At 65.1% G+C, this 15,952-nt stretch carries 15 protein-coding genes; 12 read left to right on the top strand and 3 right to left on the bottom strand.

Annotated elements, in window-relative coordinates:
• Positions 1-7: 7 nt before the first annotated feature.
• The 12 genes from tolQ to folD all read left to right on the top strand — a co-directional run bounded on the left by tolQ (position 8) and on the right by folD (position 12,241).
• Positions 8-703: a protein TolQ gene (gene tolQ / locus ACXAEK_RS20745; protein WP_475044823.1), complete on the top strand. Its 696-nt coding sequence runs from the start codon at positions 8-10 to the stop codon at positions 701-703.
• A gap of 4 nt (positions 704-707) precedes the next feature.
• Positions 708-1,199, top strand: a complete 492-nt coding sequence (gene tolR / locus ACXAEK_RS20740; protein ID WP_475045332.1) for a protein TolR — start codon at positions 708-710, stop codon at positions 1,197-1,199.
• A 15-nt stretch (positions 1,200-1,214) separates the two neighbouring features.
• Complete coding sequence (locus ACXAEK_RS20735; RefSeq protein ID WP_475044822.1) at positions 1,215-2,348, top strand: energy transducer TonB; 1,134 nt, start codon at positions 1,215-1,217, stop codon at positions 2,346-2,348.
• Positions 2,345-3,670 carry a Tol-Pal system beta propeller repeat protein TolB gene (gene tolB / locus ACXAEK_RS20730; RefSeq protein WP_475044821.1) on the top strand — a complete coding sequence of 442 codons (1,326 nt, stop codon included), beginning with the start codon at positions 2,345-2,347 and terminating at the stop codon, positions 3,668-3,670. The genes ACXAEK_RS20735 and tolB overlap by 4 nt, the downstream gene beginning before the upstream one ends.
• Positions 3,671-3,762: 92 nt before the next feature.
• A complete protein-coding gene (gene pal / locus ACXAEK_RS20725) occupies positions 3,763-4,269 on the top strand; it encodes a peptidoglycan-associated lipoprotein Pal (RefSeq protein WP_475044819.1) in 507 nt (168 codons plus the stop codon).
• 4 nt (positions 4,270-4,273) lie between these two features.
• Entirely contained in the window at positions 4,274-5,101 is an 828-nt protein-coding gene (gene ybgF / locus ACXAEK_RS20720) for a tol-pal system protein YbgF (protein WP_475044818.1), read from the top strand.
• Positions 5,098-6,351, top strand: coding sequence for a tRNA lysidine(34) synthetase TilS (gene tilS, locus ACXAEK_RS20715; protein ID WP_475045330.1), 1,254 nt, complete (start codon positions 5,098-5,100; stop codon positions 6,349-6,351). The genes ybgF and tilS overlap by 4 nt, the downstream gene beginning before the upstream one ends.
• A 79-nt stretch (positions 6,352-6,430) precedes the next feature.
• Positions 6,431-8,344: an ATP-dependent zinc metalloprotease FtsH gene (gene ftsH / locus ACXAEK_RS20710; protein ID WP_475044816.1), complete on the top strand. Its 1,914-nt coding sequence runs from the start codon at positions 6,431-6,433 to the stop codon at positions 8,342-8,344.
• A gap of 164 nt (positions 8,345-8,508) precedes the next feature.
• Positions 8,509-9,084: an MOSC domain-containing protein gene (locus tag ACXAEK_RS20705; RefSeq protein ID WP_475044814.1), complete on the top strand. Its 576-nt coding sequence runs from the start codon at positions 8,509-8,511 to the stop codon at positions 9,082-9,084.
• A 186-nt stretch (positions 9,085-9,270) separates the two neighbouring features.
• On the top strand, positions 9,271-10,947 hold the full coding sequence (locus ACXAEK_RS20700; protein WP_475039697.1) for a formate--tetrahydrofolate ligase: 1,677 nt from the start codon (positions 9,271-9,273) through the stop codon (positions 10,945-10,947).
• 60 nt (positions 10,948-11,007) lie between these two features.
• Positions 11,008-11,313, top strand: a complete 306-nt coding sequence (locus ACXAEK_RS20695) for a chorismate mutase (RefSeq protein WP_475039695.1) — start codon at positions 11,008-11,010, stop codon at positions 11,311-11,313.
• 37 nt (positions 11,314-11,350) lie between these two features.
• Positions 11,351-12,241, top strand: a complete 891-nt coding sequence (folD, locus tag ACXAEK_RS20690; RefSeq protein WP_475039693.1) for a bifunctional methylenetetrahydrofolate dehydrogenase/methenyltetrahydrofolate cyclohydrolase FolD — start codon at positions 11,351-11,353, stop codon at positions 12,239-12,241.
• Between the two features lie 87 nt (positions 12,242-12,328).
• Here the strand turns inward: folD and ACXAEK_RS20685 are convergent, their stop codons facing one another.
• The 3 genes from ACXAEK_RS20685 to ACXAEK_RS20675 all read right to left on the bottom strand — a co-directional run bounded on the left by ACXAEK_RS20685 (position 12,329) and on the right by ACXAEK_RS20675 (position 15,925).
• Entirely contained in the window at positions 12,329-12,736 is a 408-nt protein-coding gene (locus ACXAEK_RS20685) for a PaaI family thioesterase (RefSeq protein ID WP_475044812.1), read from the bottom strand.
• Positions 12,737-12,810: 74 nt separating this feature from the next.
• Positions 12,811-13,461, bottom strand: coding sequence for a ligase-associated DNA damage response endonuclease PdeM (gene pdeM / locus ACXAEK_RS20680; RefSeq protein ID WP_475044811.1), 651 nt, complete (start codon positions 13,459-13,461; stop codon positions 12,811-12,813).
• 37 nt (positions 13,462-13,498) lie between these two features.
• Positions 13,499-15,925, bottom strand: a complete 2,427-nt coding sequence (locus ACXAEK_RS20675) for a ligase-associated DNA damage response DEXH box helicase (protein ID WP_475044809.1) — start codon at positions 15,923-15,925, stop codon at positions 13,499-13,501.
• Positions 15,926-15,952: the final 27 nt, after the last annotated feature.

The raw sequence follows: 15,952 nt of genomic DNA, 5'->3' as shown, positions 1-15,952 counted from the left end.
AGGCGGAATGGAAGCAGAAACTCTGGCGCTGGCGCAGGAGATTGATTTCTCCATGTGGGGCCTTTTCGCGCGGGCCACCGTAACCGTGAAACTGGTGATGCTGATGCTGATCGTGGCCTCGGTCTGGTCTTGGGGCATCATCATTCAGAAGATGATCAACTACCGCAAGGCGCGGCAGGAGGCGGACGCTTTCGACCGGGCGTTCTGGTCCGGAAACCCCTTGGATGAGCTGTTTGAGCGGCTGGGGGCGGAGCCTCCGGGCCAGGCAGCGCGGATTTTCTCCGCTGGGATGAGCGAATGGCGCCGCAGCCACCGCAGCGACGGCGGGTTGATCCCGGGCGCCCAGGCGCGCATTGACAGGTCGATGGATGTGGCGATCGCCAAGGAAACCGAAGGCCTGCAAAGCGGGCTGTCGGTGCTGGCGACCGTTGGTTCCACCGCGCCCTTTATCGGTCTTTTTGGCACCGTCTGGGGCATTATGACTGCCTTTATTGAGATTGCCGAGCAGCAGAATACTAACCTGGCCGTGGTGGCGCCGGGCATTGCCGAGGCGCTGATGGCGACCGGGCTGGGCCTGCTGGCGGCGATCCCGGCGGTGGTTTTCTACAACAAGCTGAGCGCGGACAGCGACCGCATTATCGGCGGCTATGAGGCCTTTGCCGATGAGTTCGCCACCATCCTCAGCCGCCAGCTGGACTCCTGACGCCATGGGCGCCGCAGTCCAGCAGCCGCAGGGCGGCGGCGACCGCCGCCGGGGACGCCGCCGCCGCAGCGGGCGGCCGATGTCCGAAATCAACGTGACGCCGTTTGTGGATGTCATGCTGGTGCTGCTCATTATCTTCATGGTGGCAGCGCCGCTGATGACCGTGGGTGTGCCGGTGGAGCTGCCCAAGACCGCAGCCGGGGCCTTGCCGGGCGACGAGGAAGAGCCGCTGACCGTCACCATAACGGCCGAGGGCGGGGTGGAGATACAAACCACCCCGGTGGCGCGGGATGAACTGGTGGCCAAATTGCGGGCGATTGCGGCGGAGCGGTCTTCGGACCGGGTATTCCTGCGGGCGGATGGGCGGATTGCCTATGCGGAAGTTATGCAAGTGATGGGCGCGCTGAACGCGGGCGGGTTTTCCAACGTGGGGCTGGTGACGGATACAGGCGGCCCGGCCTTGGACGGGCGGCAAGCCGAAGGCACGGGGCAGTAGGCGGGGACGCACGGGGTGCAGACCGGAACCAAAATCTCGCTGGCAGGCCATGGGCTGTTGATGACCTGGGTTGTCTTCGGCGCCTGGTTCCCGTCCGAACCTTTGCCGTCCAACGTGCAGCAGGTGGCGCTGATCTCAGCCGAGCAGTTCGAGAAGCTCAGCCAGCAGCGCCAGGCGCCGCAGGTGTCGCCAGAGCCTGCGCCGCTGAATGAACCTGCAGAGGTGCAGCCCGCGCCGGAGCCAGCGCCGCAGCCGGATCCGGAGCCGGAGATCACCCAGCCCGAACCGGTCCCCCCGGCTGAGCCGGATCCGCAGGTGGCGGAATTGCCCGAACCGCAGCCGGAACCCGTAGTGCCGGATACGCTGCCTGCCGCCGCCGAGGAGCCGGAGATCGCAGCGCTGGTGCCGCAGCTGCGCCCGGAAACCGCGCCGCGCCCGGTAGACCGGGTCGCGCCGGAACCGGTGGCGCCGCCGGAGCCGGACACCAGAATTGACGAAATCGTCCAGCCAGAGGTGGCACCGGATGAAGGGGCAGAAACCGAGCAGGAGGTGCAGGAGGCAACTGCACGCGAAGCGGCCAGCGACCGGATCGTGACGGAGGAGAACGAGGGCGAGGACGTCGCGGCCTCTGCCGCGCCGGAGGTGTCGGTACGGCCGCGCACCCGGCCCGCGCGTCCGCAGCCACAGCCGGAACGGGTCGTAGAGGCGGCGCAGCCCGCAGAACCCGAAGAACCCGTGCGGGATGATGCCCCGTCTGCCGTCGAGGATGCCTTGGCCGAGGCCCTGGCAGGCGGCGCGGATGTAGTGGCGCCGGAACCCTCTGGCCCGCCGCTGACACTGGGCGAGAAAGACGCCCTGCGGGTTGAGGTCTCGCGCTGCTGGAACGTGGGCGCGCTGTCCACCGATGCGCTGAAGACGACCGTGGTCGTCGGGGTGTCGCTGAAACAAGACGGAAAGCCTGAGACTGGCACCATCCGAATGCTGTCGAGCACCGGAGGATCGTCCTCGGCGGCAAAACAGGCTTATGAGGCGGCCCGGCGGGCAATTATCCGCTGCGGGGCCAGGGGATTTCAGCTTCCCCCTGAAAAATATGCGCAATGGCGCGATATTGAAATGACATTCAATCCGGAAAGGATGCGGATCAAATGAGGAATTTTCTGGCAGCTCTCCTGATCGGGGCCTCGGCACTGTCCGGTGCCAGCGCGGCGGCGGCGCAGAACGGCCCGCTCCGCATTGAGATTGATCAGGGCGTGATCGAACCCTTGCCCTATGCGGTGCCGGATTTCGTGCCGGAAACCGCTGCGGCTGCGGAATATGCCGCGCAGATCGCGCGGGTGGTGGCAGCCGACCTGAGCGGCACCGGCTTGTTCCGGGAAGTGCCGGCCAGCGCGCATATTTCCAAGGTGACCGGTTTTGACAACCCGGTGAAATTTGCCGACTGGAAGGCGGTAAACGCGCAGGCTCTGATCACCGGTGCGGTCAGTGTGACCGGCAACCGGCTGACGGTGCGGTTCCGCGGCTATGACGTGTTTGCGGAAAAACCGCTGGAAAGCGCGCTGCAGTTTTCCGGCACCACCGATGGCTGGCGGCGGATGGCGCATAAGGTGGCCGATGCGATCTACAGCGAGATCACCGGCGAGAGCGGCTATTTCGACAGCCGGGTGGTCTATGTCTCGGAAAGCGGCCCCAAGAACGACCGGCGCAAGCGGCTGGCGATCATGGACTACGACGGCGCCAATGTGCAGTATCTGACCAATAGCGCCGCCATCGTGCTGGCGCCGCGGTTTTCGCCCACTGGCGACCGGGTGCTTTATACCAGCTATGAAAGCGGCTTTCCGCAGATCCATGTGCTGGATGTGGGCCAGGTGCAGCGCAAGATCCTGTCCAGCGGCGACGGCATCATGAGCTTTGCCCCGCGCTTTGCGCCGGATGGGCGCACGGTAGTTTATTCGCAGACCCAGGGCGGCAATACCGACCTCTATTCGATGGATATCTCCACCGGAGCCAAGTCCCGGCTGACCTCCGCCCCCTCGATCGAAACCGCGCCCTCTTTCTCGCCGGACGGCTCGCAGGTTGTGTTCGAAAGCGACCGTTCCGGCAGCCAGCAGCTTTATGTGATGCCTGCCGGCGGCGGCGAGGCGCGGCGGATCAGTTTCGGCCAGGGGCGCTATGGCACCCCGGTGTGGTCGCCGCGCGGCGACCTGATTGCCTTTACCAAGCAGAACAAGGGCCGGTTCCACATCGGCGTGATGCGCACCGACGGCAGCGAGGAGCGGCTGCTGACCGCCTCTTTCCTGGACGAGGGGCCGACCTGGGCGCCCAACGGCCGGGTGATCATGTTCACCCGGGAAAGCCAGGGCAGCACCGGGCGGGCGCTGCTTTATTCGGTGGATATCACCGGGCGCAACCTGAAGCCGGTCAAAACGCCGGACGGCGCTTCGGACCCGGCCTGGTCGCCGTTGCAAAGGTAAATGAACCGTTATGGCGGGGATACCCGCATAGAACCACCCCCGGGCTTGTGCTAGTTTCGGGTCAAGAAACAAGAATGGGATAGGCAGACGATATGAGCGGTTTGAAATTGGCAATGGCGGCTGTTGCCGTTCTGGGCCTTGCGGCCTGCAGCAACAACCCTTGGAATGACGATCTGAACGGCGGTGCCGGGGCAGGCGGTGCCGGCGCCGGGGCAGGCGCGCTGGATCCGGCCAGCCCGGCCTATTTCCAGCAGACCGTCGGCGACCGGGTGCTGTTTGCGGTGGATCAGTCCACGCTGTCGCCCGCCGCCCAATCCACCCTGCAGGGCCAGGCGCGCTGGCTGACCCAGAACGCGGACTATGTGGTCACAATCGAGGGCCACGCGGACGAGCAGGGCACCCGTGAGTACAACCTTGGCCTGGGCGCCAAACGCGCCAATGCGGCACGGGAATTCCTGATTTCCCAAGGCGTTGCAGGCAGCCGGATCAAGGTTGTGAGCTACGGCAAGGAGCGCCCGCTGGAAATCTGCTCGGACGAGACCTGCTATTCCAAGAACCGCCGCGCGGTCACCGTGCTGGCGGGCGGGCTGACGGGGTAACGCCATGAAATCTCTTCGCACTGCGCTTTTGGCAACCGTGATGCTGCTGCCGCTGCCGCTGGCGGCGCAGGACCAGCAGACCCTGGCGGACATCCGCCAGGAGCTGACCGTGCTGCATGTGGAAATCCAGCGTCTCAAGCGGGAGCTGTCGACCACCGGGTCACCGTCGGCGGATGTCTCCGGCAATACGGTGCTGGACCGCGTCGCTGCGATCGAGAGCGAATTGCAGCGGCTGACCCTGCAGACCGAAGAGATGACCCACAGAATTGACCGGATCGTCAGCGATGGCACCAACCGGATCGGCGATCTGGAGTTCCGCCTGGTGGAACTGGAAGGCGGTGATGTCGGCGCCCTGGGCGAGACCACCACGCTGGGCGGCGGCGAATTGCCGCCTGCCGGCACTGCAGGTGCGCAGCCGGGTGACAGCGGCACCGCGGGCGGTGAGCTGGCGGTCGGCGAGCAGGCGGATTTCGACGCCGCTGAAAACCTGCTGGCCGAAGGCCTGTACCAGGACGCGGCAGAGAAGTTTGCGGCCTTCAACCAAGCCTATCCGGGCAGCCCGCTGGCGCCGGCGGCTGAATTCAGCCGGGGCAAGGCGCTGGATGGGCTGGGGGACACCCGCGAAGCCGCCCGGGCTTATCTTGCGGCCTTCACCGGCAACTCCGTAGGGCCGGTGGCGCCACAGGCGCTGTTTGAACTGGGGGCTGCTCTGGGGCGGCTTGGACAGACCGATCAGGCCTGTGTGACCCTGTCGGAAGTCGGGGTGCGGTTCCCGGGCGGAGCCCAGGAGAGCGAGGCCCTGGCGGAGATGGCCAAGCTGGGATGTTCTTGACGGGCATGAAACGCGATATCCTGGCGGTGGTGCGCAACCAGTTCCGGTCCGCGCTGCCGGACAGGCTGGGCATTGCAATCTCTGGCGGCGGTGATTCGATGGCGCTGCTGCATCTGCTTCACGACTGTTTTGCGCAAGGCGGGCCGCAGCTATATGCGGCGACTGTGAACCACGGGCTGCGCCCGGAGGCAGCGGCGGAAGCCCGGGCAGCGGGCGCGGCGGCTGGAAAGCTGGGCATCCGCCATGAGGTTCTGCATTGGGAAGGCGGGCCGCAGGCTGGCAACCTGCAGAATCAGGCCCGCGAAGCCCGGTACCGCCTGTTGACCGGCTGGGCGCAGCAGCAGGGGATCCCGGTGCTGGCGCTAGGCCATACTGCCGATGATCAGGCGGAAACGGTTTTGATGCGGATGGCACGGGCGTCTGGCGTGACCGGCCTGTCCGGCATGGCGGAGCGGCGCACGCATAATGGTGTCACTCTGCTCAGGCCGCTTCTGGATGTCACCCGGGACGAGCTGCGCGGTTACCTGCAGGGACGCGGTATCGAATGGTCAGAGGACCCTAGCAACGAAGATACCAAATTCGAGCGGATCCGGGTGCGGCGCGCCTTGGAAGAACTGGCGCCGCTGGGGCTGACGCCGGAGGTGCTTGCCAAGGTCGCCCGCAACATGACCAAGGCCCGCGAGGCGCTGGACTGGTATGTTTTCCTGGCTGCCCGCGACCTTGCGCATCTTCAGGCCGGCGCCGTGGTGCTGTGCCAGCGCAAGTTCCGCACGCTGCCCAGTGAAATCAGCCACCGGCTTTTGGTGCGCGCGGTTCAGTGGATTTCCGCCGCTCCCTATCCGCCGCGCCGGGTGCCGATGGAGAAGGCGGTGCTGGCGGCCCGCAGCGGTGGTTCCGTGACGCTGTCCGGCTGCCGCCTGCTGACCACAACCAAGCAGATTTGGGTTTGCCGCGAGTACAACAGGGTGAGCACGCTGACGGCTGCGCCGGGCCGGACCTGGGACGGGCGCTGGAAGGTTTATGGCGGTGACGCAAAGGGATGCGAGATCCGGGCCTTGGCGCGCACAGGCCTGCAGAACTGCCCGGAGTGGCGCGCCGCAGGTGTTCCCGGCGCAGTGCTGGAGGCCACGCCGGCCCTTTGGCGCGGCGATGAACTGATCGCGGCGCCGGCGGCTGGTCTGGGCAACGGGTGGTCGGCTGAAACCACCGGAACCGAAGAAGAGTTCTTTGCATCCCTTTTATCGCATTGAACCTGCCCGAATGATCCTTATTTTAAGCACAACGCAGGCGCGCCCCGGCGGCGTGCCTATCTGATAGGGAGAACTTTCCTTGGGCAACGCTCGCAATATCGCCTTTTGGGTTGTTCTGTTTCTGCTGATCCTGGCGCTGTTCAATCTGTTCAGCGGTTCCGGCAGCACGATGCAGAGCCGTGAACGCACTTTCTCGGACTTCGTGGCTTCGGTCGAGTCCGGCAACGTGAATAGTGTCACTCTGGACGGGGAACAGGTGCGCTACACCACCTCGGACGGCCAAAACTATGTCACCATCAAGCCGGGCGATGCAGAAGTCACCTCGCTGCTGATTGAGAAGAACATCCCGGTGCGCGCTGAAAAGCAGCAGCAGTCGGGCTTCCAGTCCTTCCTGATCACGCTCCTGCCGTTCCTGCTGCTGATCGGCGTCTGGATCTACTTCATGAACCGGATGCAGGGCGGCGGCAAAGGCGGCGCCATGGGATTCGGTAAATCCAAGGCCAAGATGCTGACCGAGAAGCATGGCCGCGTCACCTTTGACGACGTGGCAGGCATCGACGAGGCCAAGGAAGAGCTGGAAGAGATCGTCGAGTTCCTGCGCAACCCGCAGAAGTTCTCGCGCCTCGGCGGCAAGATCCCCAAGGGCGCGCTGCTGGTCGGCCCTCCGGGCACTGGTAAGACGCTTCTGGCCCGCGCCATTGCAGGCGAGGCCGGGGTGCCGTTCTTCACCATCTCCGGCTCCGACTTTGTCGAGATGTTCGTCGGCGTCGGCGCCTCCCGCGTCCGCGATATGTTCGAGCAAGCTAAGAAAAACGCGCCCTGTATCGTCTTTATCGACGAGATCGACGCGGTGGGCCGTCACCGCGGCGCTGGTTACGGCGGCGGCAATGACGAGCGCGAGCAGACCCTGAACCAGCTGCTGGTGGAAATGGATGGTTTTGAGGCCAACGAAGGCGTCATCATCCTGGCCGCCACCAACCGCAAGGACGTGCTGGACCCGGCGCTGTTGCGCCCCGGCCGATTTGACCGCAACGTGACTGTTGGCAACCCCGACATCAAAGGCCGCGAAAAGATCCTTGGCGTCCATGCGCGCAAGACCCCGCTAGGTCCCGACGTGGACCTGCGCATCATCGCCCGCGGTACGCCGGGTTTCTCCGGTGCCGACCTGGCCAACCTTGTGAACGAGGCCGCGCTTATGGCCGCCCGCGTCGGCCGCCGCTTTGTCACCATGGAAGATTTCGAATCGGCCAAGGACAAGGTGATGATGGGGGCCGAGCGCCGCTCGATGGTGCTGACCCAGGATCAGAAGGAAAAAACCGCCTACCACGAGGCCGGACACGCCGTTGTCGGCCTGGAACTGCCGCTGTGCGATCCTGTCTATAAGGCAACGATCATCCCGCGCGGCGGTGCTTTGGGCATGGTGGTCAGCCTGCCTGAGATGGACCGCCTGAACTACCACCGGGATGAATGCCAGCAGAAACTGGCGATGACCATGGCAGGCAAGGCGGCGGAAGTCATCAAATATGGTGAGGACCACGTCTCCAACGGCCCGGCCGGCGACATCCAGCAGGCCAGCCAGCTGGCCCGCGCCATGGTGCTGCGCTGGGGCATGTCGGACAAGGTCGGCAACATCGACTATGCCGAAGCCCACGAAGGCTACTCCGGCAACACTGCGGGTTTCTCCGTGTCCGCCAATACCAAGGAGCTGATCGAGGAAGAGGTCAAACGCTTCATCCAGCAAGGCTATGAACAGGCGCTGGAGATCCTCAAGGACAAGAATGAGGAATGGGAGCGTCTGGCGCAGGGCCTTCTGGAATACGAAACCCTGACCGGCGACGAGATCAAGCGGGTGATGAACGGCGAGCCGCCACAGGCCGGCGACGACGAGGATGACAGCGAGGATCAGGGCAATGCCTCGGTCACCGCTATCCCCAAGGCGAAGCCCAAGAAGACCCCGCCAGAAGGCGGGATGGAGCCTGAGCCCTCCGCCTGACCCCCCCAAAGCTCTGACCCCCGGATGCCGCTGGTTTCCGGGGTTTTTTCATTCCCGGCACTGAACTGCGGGAACACAAAAATGCATCGCGCCACTACTGGCGCCGGCCCGCGCCGCCTGTATGCTCGCCGGAACATCAAAGAGATAAGCGGGGGAGAGCGGGCATGCCGGTGCTGCGGAAGACGGAATTCACGGGAGAGATCACCTGGCTGGGGCATGTGCCTGCGGACAGCGGCTTGCAGGCGGTGCCGTCAGATCAACTGGATCTGGGGTTTGCTGGCATCGCCGGCGGGCGCCATGAGGGCGAAAACCGTGCCGCCTGTGTGCGGGTCCGGAATCTGTACCCGGAAGGCACCGAAATCCGCAACGTGCGCCAAGTGACCGTCCTGTCGGAAGAGGAACTGGTGCTGATCGCGGCGGATATGGGTATGGACAGCGTCGATCCTGCGCATCTGGGCGCCACCATCGTGCTGCGCGGCATCCCGGACTTCACCTTTGTGCCGCCGTCCTCGCGACTGCAGGGGCCGGATGGGATGACGCTGACTGTAGACATGGAAAACCGCCCCTGCGTGCTGCCGGGCCGGGAGATCGAGAAGGATCACGCAGGCTTTGGCGCCCGTTTCAAACCCGCCGCGCAGAATTGCCGGGGAATCACCGCCTGGATCGAATGCCCTGGCAGCCTGTCGCTGGGCAGCGAACTTGCGCTCTTTGTTCCGGATCAGCGCGCCTGGGCGCCCTAGGGGCACATTTCGGGGAATTCCGTTTCCTTTAAGGAACCACCGCAGAGCTTGCGAAAGACCCCACGCCGCTTCACGGCAGGATAATGTCGGAAATCACGCGCGTGTTTTGCCGCAGATTGGCTACACCTAGCGCCAATCCGGCATTCTGTGCCGGCGATTGTATGCAAACTCAGCAGGAACCTTGCCATGAGCTACAAGAGTGACATTGAGATTGCGCGTGAAGCGCAGAAGAAGCCGATCCAGGAGATTGGCGCTAAGATCGGGATTTCGAACGACGATCTGCTGCCCTACGGCCATGACAAGGCGAAGGTGTCGCAGAGCTTCATCAACTCCGTTCAGGACAAGGAAGACGGCAAGCTGATCCTGGTGACCGCGATCAACCCGACGCCCGCTGGCGAAGGCAAGACCACCACCACCGTGGGCCTGGGCGACGGTCTGAACCGGATCGGCAAGAACGCGATGATCTGTATCCGCGAAGCGAGCCTGGGGCCGAACTTCGGCATGAAGGGCGGCGCTGCAGGCGGCGGTTACGCGCAAGTGGTGCCGATGGAGGAGATGAACCTCCACTTCACCGGCGACTTCCATGCGATCACCTCGGCCCATTCGCTGCTGTCGGCAATGATCGACAACCACATCTACTGGGGCAATGAGTGCGACATCGACACCCGCCGCGTCGCCTGGCGCCGTGTGGTCGACATGAACGACCGTGCCCTGCGCACCATCACCGCGTCCCTGGGCGGTGTGTCCAACGGCTTCCCGCGCGAAGCCGGCTTTGACATCACCGTGGCCTCCGAAGTGATGGCGATCCTGTGCCTGGCGAACGACCTCAAGGACCTGGAAAAGCGCCTGGGCGACATCATCGTGGCCTACCGCCGCGACAAGACCCCGGTCTACTGCCGCGACATCAAGGCAGAGGGCGCAATGACCGTTCTGCTGAAAGACGCGATGCAGCCGAACCTGGTGCAGACCCTGGAAAACAACCCGGCCTTCGTGCACGGCGGCCCGTTCGCCAACATCGCACACGGCTGTAACTCGGTGATCGCCACCAAGACCGCGCTGAAAGTGGCCGACTATGTCGTGACCGAAGCCGGCTTCGGCGCTGACCTCGGCGCCGAGAAGTTCATGAACATCAAATGCCGCAAGGCAGGCATCGCACCCTCCGCAGTGGTGCTGGTGGCCACCGTGCGCGCGATGAAGATGAACGGCGGCGTGGCCAAGGCAGACCTTGGTGCCGAGAACGTCGAGGCGGTGAACTCCGGCTGCGCCAACCTCGGCCGCCACATCGAGAACGTCAAATCCTTCGGCGTGCCGGTTGTGGTTGCGATCAACCACTTCGTGACCGACACCGATGCGGAAGTGGACGCGGTCAAAGCCTATTGCGCCAACCACGGCGTTGAGGCAGTTCTTTCGCGCCACTGGGAGCTGGGCTCAGAAGGCTCCGCGCCGCTGGCCGAGAAAGTGGTTGAGGTCGTCGATGCGGGCCAGGCCAACTTTGCGCCGATCTACCCGGACGACATGCCGCTGTTCGAAAAGATCGAAACCATCGCCAAGCGCATCTACCGCGCCGACGAGGTGCTGGCGGACAACAAGATCCGCAACCAGCTGAAGGAATGGGAAGACGCGGGTTACGGCAACCTGCCGGTCTGCATGGCGAAGACCCAGTACTCCTTCTCGACCGACCCGTCCCTGCGCGGCGCGCCGACCGGCCATTCGGTTCCGGTGCGTGAGGTCCGCCTGTCTGCGGGCGCCGGCTTCATCGTTGCGGTCTGCGGCGAGATCATGACCATGCCGGGCCTGCCGCGCAAACCGGCGGCGGAAACCATCCGCCTGAACGAGGACGGCCAGATCGAAGGCTTGTTCTAAGACGCAAAATGCGCTTTTTGCGGCCCGGGGGAGCACCCCGGGCCGCAAGAGTTTTAAGACATGAGCACAGAAACACCGCCGCAGGACTGCCAGTCGATGGCAGAGGTGCGGGCCCAGATTGACCGGCTCGACCGGGACCTGATCGCCCTGCTGGCCGTCCGCGCCGGCTATATCGACCGGGCCACCGAACTGAAGCAGCTCAATGGCTGGCCGGCGCGGATCCCTAGCCGGGTTGAGGAAGTGGTCATGAATGCCCGCGCCGCCGCGCAAGGGGAGGGGCTGGACCCCGATCTGATCGAAGGCCTGTGGCGGCAGCTGGTGGACTGGTCGATCGCCCGCGAGGCGCGGGTTATTCGTGAGGAATAGGCAGGCTTCCGGCCTGCGGCAAAAAGGAAGAGATCAAATGGCAGCAACTCTGATTGACGGCAAGGCCTTTGCGGCCAAGGTGCGCGGCCAGGTGGCGGAGCACGTCGCCCGGCTGAAAGAAGAAAACGGCATCACCCCGGGCCTGGCGGTGGTTCTGGTCGGCGAGGACCCGGCGTCCCAGGTTTACGTGCGCTCCAAGGGCAAGCAGACCGTCGAGGTCGGCATGAACTCCTATGAGCACAAGCTGGAGGCGGACACCTCGGAAGCCGACCTGCTGGCGCTGATCGATCAGCTGAACAACGACGCATCGGTGCATGGCATCCTGGTGCAGCTGCCGCTGCCGAAACACCTGGACGAGGATCTGGTGATCAACTCGATCGCGCCGGAGAAGGACGTGGACGGCTTCCACATCTCCAACGTGGGCCTTCTGGGCACCGGCCAGAAATCGATGGTGCCCTGCACGCCGCTGGGCTGCCTGATGATGCTGCGCGACCACCACGGCAGCCTCTCGGGCATGGATGCGGTTGTGATCGGCCGCTCCAACATCGTCGGCAAGCCGATGGCGCAGCTTCTGCTGGGCGACAGCTGCACCGTGACCATCGCGCATTCGCGCACCAAGGACCTTCCGGATGTGGTGCGCCGCGCCGACATCGTGGTTGCTGCGGTGGGCCGCCCGGAAATGGTGCCGGGCGACTGGATCAAGGAAGGCGCCACCGTCATCGACGTGGGCATCAACCGCATCGAGCGCGACGGCAAGAACGTGCTGGTCGGCGACGTCGACTTCGCCTCCGCGGCTGAGCGCGCCGGCGCCATCACCCCGGTGCCGGGCGGCGTCGGTCCGATGACCATCGCTTGCCTGCTCGCGAACACCGTCACCGCCTGCTGCCGCGCCAACAACCTCCCCGAGCCTGAAGGCCTCACCGCCTGAAGCGCAGACCGTTGAGGTCCGAACAAATCTGCCCCGCCGGAAACCCTCCGGCGGGGCTTTGCGTTTGCGAATTTGAAAGGGAATGTGTCAAGCGGACACGGGCACCATGGTCCCCTGCAGGAGGGCAACCAGCTTTTCCTCTTCGCCTGTAACCGCGTGGACCTCTGCTGTGACGATCACCAGACGCCGACCCGGTTTAATGACTTTGCCTGTGGCTCGCAGATAGTCCCCTGCGCCCGGGGCTAGCAGGTTGATCTTCATCTCCGCCGTCATCACTTCGCTGCTCTCAGGCATCATGGACAGCGCCGCATAGCCGGCCGCCGTGTCGCCGATGGCAAAGCTGAGGGCCGCATGGGCCACATCGTGCTGCTGGCGGCTGCCGGGCAGGATCGGGGCGGTGATCACCACTTCGCCCGGCGCGACGCTGGCGACCTCCGCGCCCAGTGTCTGCATCATGCTTTGCTTGGCGAAACTGCGGCGGATGCGGTCGTCCATCTATGCTGTCCTTCTGTTGCTGGTGCCCAGCATAGAGACGGCACAGCCGCATTGAGCCTGTGACGCTGCGCCACTTAGCGGGGCATGGGCACCGGCAGCGCCTTAGGTCCAGTCAGGATCGCCAGCGCGTCCCTTTCCATCAGCGCGGTGAGCGCGGGGTCGGTGCTGCGCAGGCCGCCGGTATAGGTGCCGAAGGCCGGCAGGATCAGCCGCGACTGGTCCAGGAGAAAACAGGGGCGGGAAGTGCTGCGCAACCGCGCCTTGGGGTGATAGTGGCCGGAGACCTCTGCCACTGCCAGGGGATTGGCGATATGGCGGAAGGTGAGCGGAGCAAGATGCAGCTCTGCCATCTGTTCGCCGCCCAGATCCACAGGCGCCGGGTCGTGATTTCCGGTGATCCAGATCCAGCGGCGGTTCTGCATCAGGGAGGACAGCTGGGATTTCTCTGCTTCCGGCAAGGCCTTCGAGGCGGTGTCATCGTCGAAACTGTCACCGAGGCAGACCACCGTTTCCGGCTGCAGTGCAGTCACCAGTTCAGCAAGGCGCGCGAGCGTGTCCAGGGTCTCATAGGGCGGCAAGGCGGTTCCGCCGCGCCGGATGTGGCGTTCTGATTTCCCCAGATGCAGGTCGGAAACGCAAAGCAGGCGCTGCTCTGCCCACCAGAGCCCGCCAGAGCCGAGGGCAGTGAGGCAGGCGCCTGCGAGGGTGAAGTCAAATCCGGTCATGGCTTGGGTCTATCTGTCCCGATGGCACAGGCAAGGGTTATTGCAGCCGGTCCAGCCCGGACTGCCGCATCAGCGCCGCGGCTTCCTGCTGCAACAGTTTCTCCTCCGCCGCGCCCTTGACCGGCACCTTGCCAACCTCCAGCAGCAGGGGCGCCGCGAGGGGGGAAATCCGTTCCAGCCGCCGCAGCGTGATGCGGCCGCGGGTCCGCTCCAGCATCTCCTCAATGCGGCCGAAATCCACCAGACCGCGCAGGGCTTCCTCGCGGGTGATGTCCATCAGCAGGTGATCCGGATCGTATTTCCTGAGCGTGTCATAGAGGATATCGGAGGAGAACGTCGCCTGCCGCCCGTTCTTGCGTGCCCCCGGGGTGTTGCGTTCGATCAGGCCCGCAATGGTGGCCGCACCGCGGAAGGCGCGTTTCATCACAGCATTGCCGGCCAGCCAGCCCTCCAGCCCGTCGCGCAAGGCGTCCGGGTCGAACAGCGGGGCCGGGTCAGTGACTTCCTGCAGGCCCCAAATCAGGGTGGCGTAGTCTGTGGCGACAAAGCCCAGGGGATCAAGCCCCAGTTCCTCCATCCGCTTGGTCAGTAGAAGGCCCAGGGTTTGCTGGGCGTTGCGGCCGGCGAAGCCGTAGATGCAGATGTGCTCGCGGCCGTCATGCGGGAAGCTTTCGATCAGCAATTGGCCTGCGCGGGGCAGTTCGGAGACCTCCCGTTGCAGCTCCAGCCACTCGGCGGTGTGGCCAGGCAGGGCGGGCCAGCTGTCCTGTTTGAACATCTTCAGGATACGCGCGCTGAGCTGGGTGGAGGTGGCGAATTTGGTGCCGGAGAACACCGCGATCTTGGGCTTTCGGCCGGGGTTGCGGGTGACCTCCACGGTCATTTCGCGCAATCCCTCGTAACGAACGGTTTGGCCGCCGATCAGGAAGGTGTCGCCGGGGGTCAGGGTGGCGGCAAAGGCCTCCTCGACCTCGCCCAAAGGTTTGCCGCCGCGACTGCGTTTCAGGCGGACCTTGATCAGGTCAGCGTCCTGAATGGTGCCGAGGTTCATGCGGATGCGGGCGGCGGCACGCGGGTCGCGCAGCTGCCATTTGCCGTCCGGGCGTTGCAGCAGGCGCTGCCATTGATCGTATGCTTTCAGCGCGTAGCCGCCCGTGGCGCAGAACTCGAGACAGGCGTCGAACTCCGCGCGGGGCAGGGCGGTATAGGCCCCGGCCCGGGTCATTTCGGCATAAAGGTCATCTGCGTCAAACGGGCCTGCGCAGGCAGCAATCAGGATGTGCTGGCACAGCACGTCACGGGGGCCGGGCCCGCGCGGCGCGCCGTCCAGATCGTTTTCGCGCACGGCCTCCAGCGCGGCGCGGCACTCAACCACCTCGAACCGGTTGGCAGGCACCAAGAGTGCCTTGGACGGCGCGTTATAGCGGTGGTTGGCGCGGCCGATGCGCTGCACCAGGCGTTTGACGTTCTTGGGCGCGCCGATCTGGATCACCAGATCCACGTCGCCCCAGTCGATGCCGAGGTCCAGCGAGCCGGTGCAGACGATCGCGCGCAGCTCTCCCCGCACCATCGCTGCCTCCACCCGCTCACGCTGAACCCGGTCAAGCGAGCCGTGGTGAATGCCGATTGGCAGCGCGTCCTCGTTGGCAAGCCAGAGGTTGTGAAAGAAGATTTCCGCCTGGGCGCGGGTGTTGTGGAATATCAGGGTGGTCTTGTGCGCCTTGATCTGTTCCATCACGGCGGGGATCGCATAGGCCGCGCCGCCGCCGGCCCAGGGCGGGGCCTCTTCGGTTTCCAGCATCCGGATGTCCGGCGCAGGACCGGGATCGGCCAGCACGATGTCGCAGGGGTCCGGATGGCGGGCCAGGTAGCTGGCGATGGCCAGCGGGTCGTCCACCGTGGCGGACAGGCCGACCCGGCGCAGGTCCGGGCACAGCGTCTGCAGCCGCGCCAGCGCCAGCATCAGCTGGTCGCCGCGCTTGCTTTCGGCCAGCGCGTGGATCTCATCCACTACCACTCGCTTCAGCCCCTTGAAGGTCCGCGCGGCGTCCGCGTAGGAGGTGAGCAGCGCCAGGCTCTCGGGCGTGGTCAGCAGGATATGCGGCGGGTCGGCGCGCTGCCGCTTCTTGCGGGAGGCAGGCGTGTCGCCGGTGCGGTCATCTATGCGGACCGGCAGGCCGATCTCCTCAACCGGCGTGCGTAGGTTGCGCTTGATATCTGCGGCCAGTGCCTTGAGCGGCGAGATATAAAGCGTGTGCAGCCCGTCGTGTGTCCCATCGGCCAGCTCCGCCAGTGTTGGCAGGAAACCCGCCATGGTCTTGCCGCCGCCGGTGGGGGCGATCAGCAGGGTGCAGGGCGCCCCGGCCCGGGCCAGCATGGCGTGCTGATGCGGGTGGATGGTCCAGCCGCGGACGGCGAACCAGTTCTCAAGCGCTTCAGGCAAGGCGGGGGCGGTGTCACTCATCCTGCGGAATGTGGGAGGCTTTGCCGG

Source organism: Leisingera sp. ABM4_101 (assembly GCF_056158725.1).
This window is presented reverse-complemented; position numbering and strand designations above follow the sequence as displayed.

Excerpts from the sequence above, each read along its gene's own strand:
- ybgF (WP_475044818.1), top strand. The coding sequence starts at position 4,274 with ATGAAATCTCTTCGCACTGCGCTTTTGGCAACCGTGATGCTGCTGCCG.
- ACXAEK_RS20675 (WP_475044809.1), bottom strand. The coding sequence starts at position 15,925 with ATGAGTGACACCGCCCCCGCCTTGCCTGAAGCGCTTGAGAACTGGTTC.
- folD (WP_475039693.1), top strand. The coding sequence starts at position 11,351 with ATGGCAGCAACTCTGATTGACGGCAAGGCCTTTGCGGCCAAGGTGCGC.
- pal (WP_475044819.1), top strand. The coding sequence starts at position 3,763 with ATGAGCGGTTTGAAATTGGCAATGGCGGCTGTTGCCGTTCTGGGCCTT.
- ACXAEK_RS20685 (WP_475044812.1), bottom strand. The coding sequence starts at position 12,736 with ATGGACGACCGCATCCGCCGCAGTTTCGCCAAGCAAAGCATGATGCAG.
- tolQ (WP_475044823.1), top strand. The coding sequence starts at position 8 with ATGGAAGCAGAAACTCTGGCGCTGGCGCAGGAGATTGATTTCTCCATG.
- ACXAEK_RS20695 (WP_475039695.1), top strand. The coding sequence starts at position 11,008 with ATGAGCACAGAAACACCGCCGCAGGACTGCCAGTCGATGGCAGAGGTG.
- tolR (WP_475045332.1), top strand. The coding sequence starts at position 708 with ATGGGCGCCGCAGTCCAGCAGCCGCAGGGCGGCGGCGACCGCCGCCGG.
- pdeM (WP_475044811.1), bottom strand. The coding sequence starts at position 13,461 with ATGACCGGATTTGACTTCACCCTCGCAGGCGCCTGCCTCACTGCCCTC.
- ACXAEK_RS20700 (WP_475039697.1), top strand. The coding sequence starts at position 9,271 with ATGAGCTACAAGAGTGACATTGAGATTGCGCGTGAAGCGCAGAAGAAG.
- ACXAEK_RS20705 (WP_475044814.1), top strand. The coding sequence starts at position 8,509 with ATGCCGGTGCTGCGGAAGACGGAATTCACGGGAGAGATCACCTGGCTG.
- tolB (WP_475044821.1), top strand. The coding sequence starts at position 2,345 with ATGAGGAATTTTCTGGCAGCTCTCCTGATCGGGGCCTCGGCACTGTCC.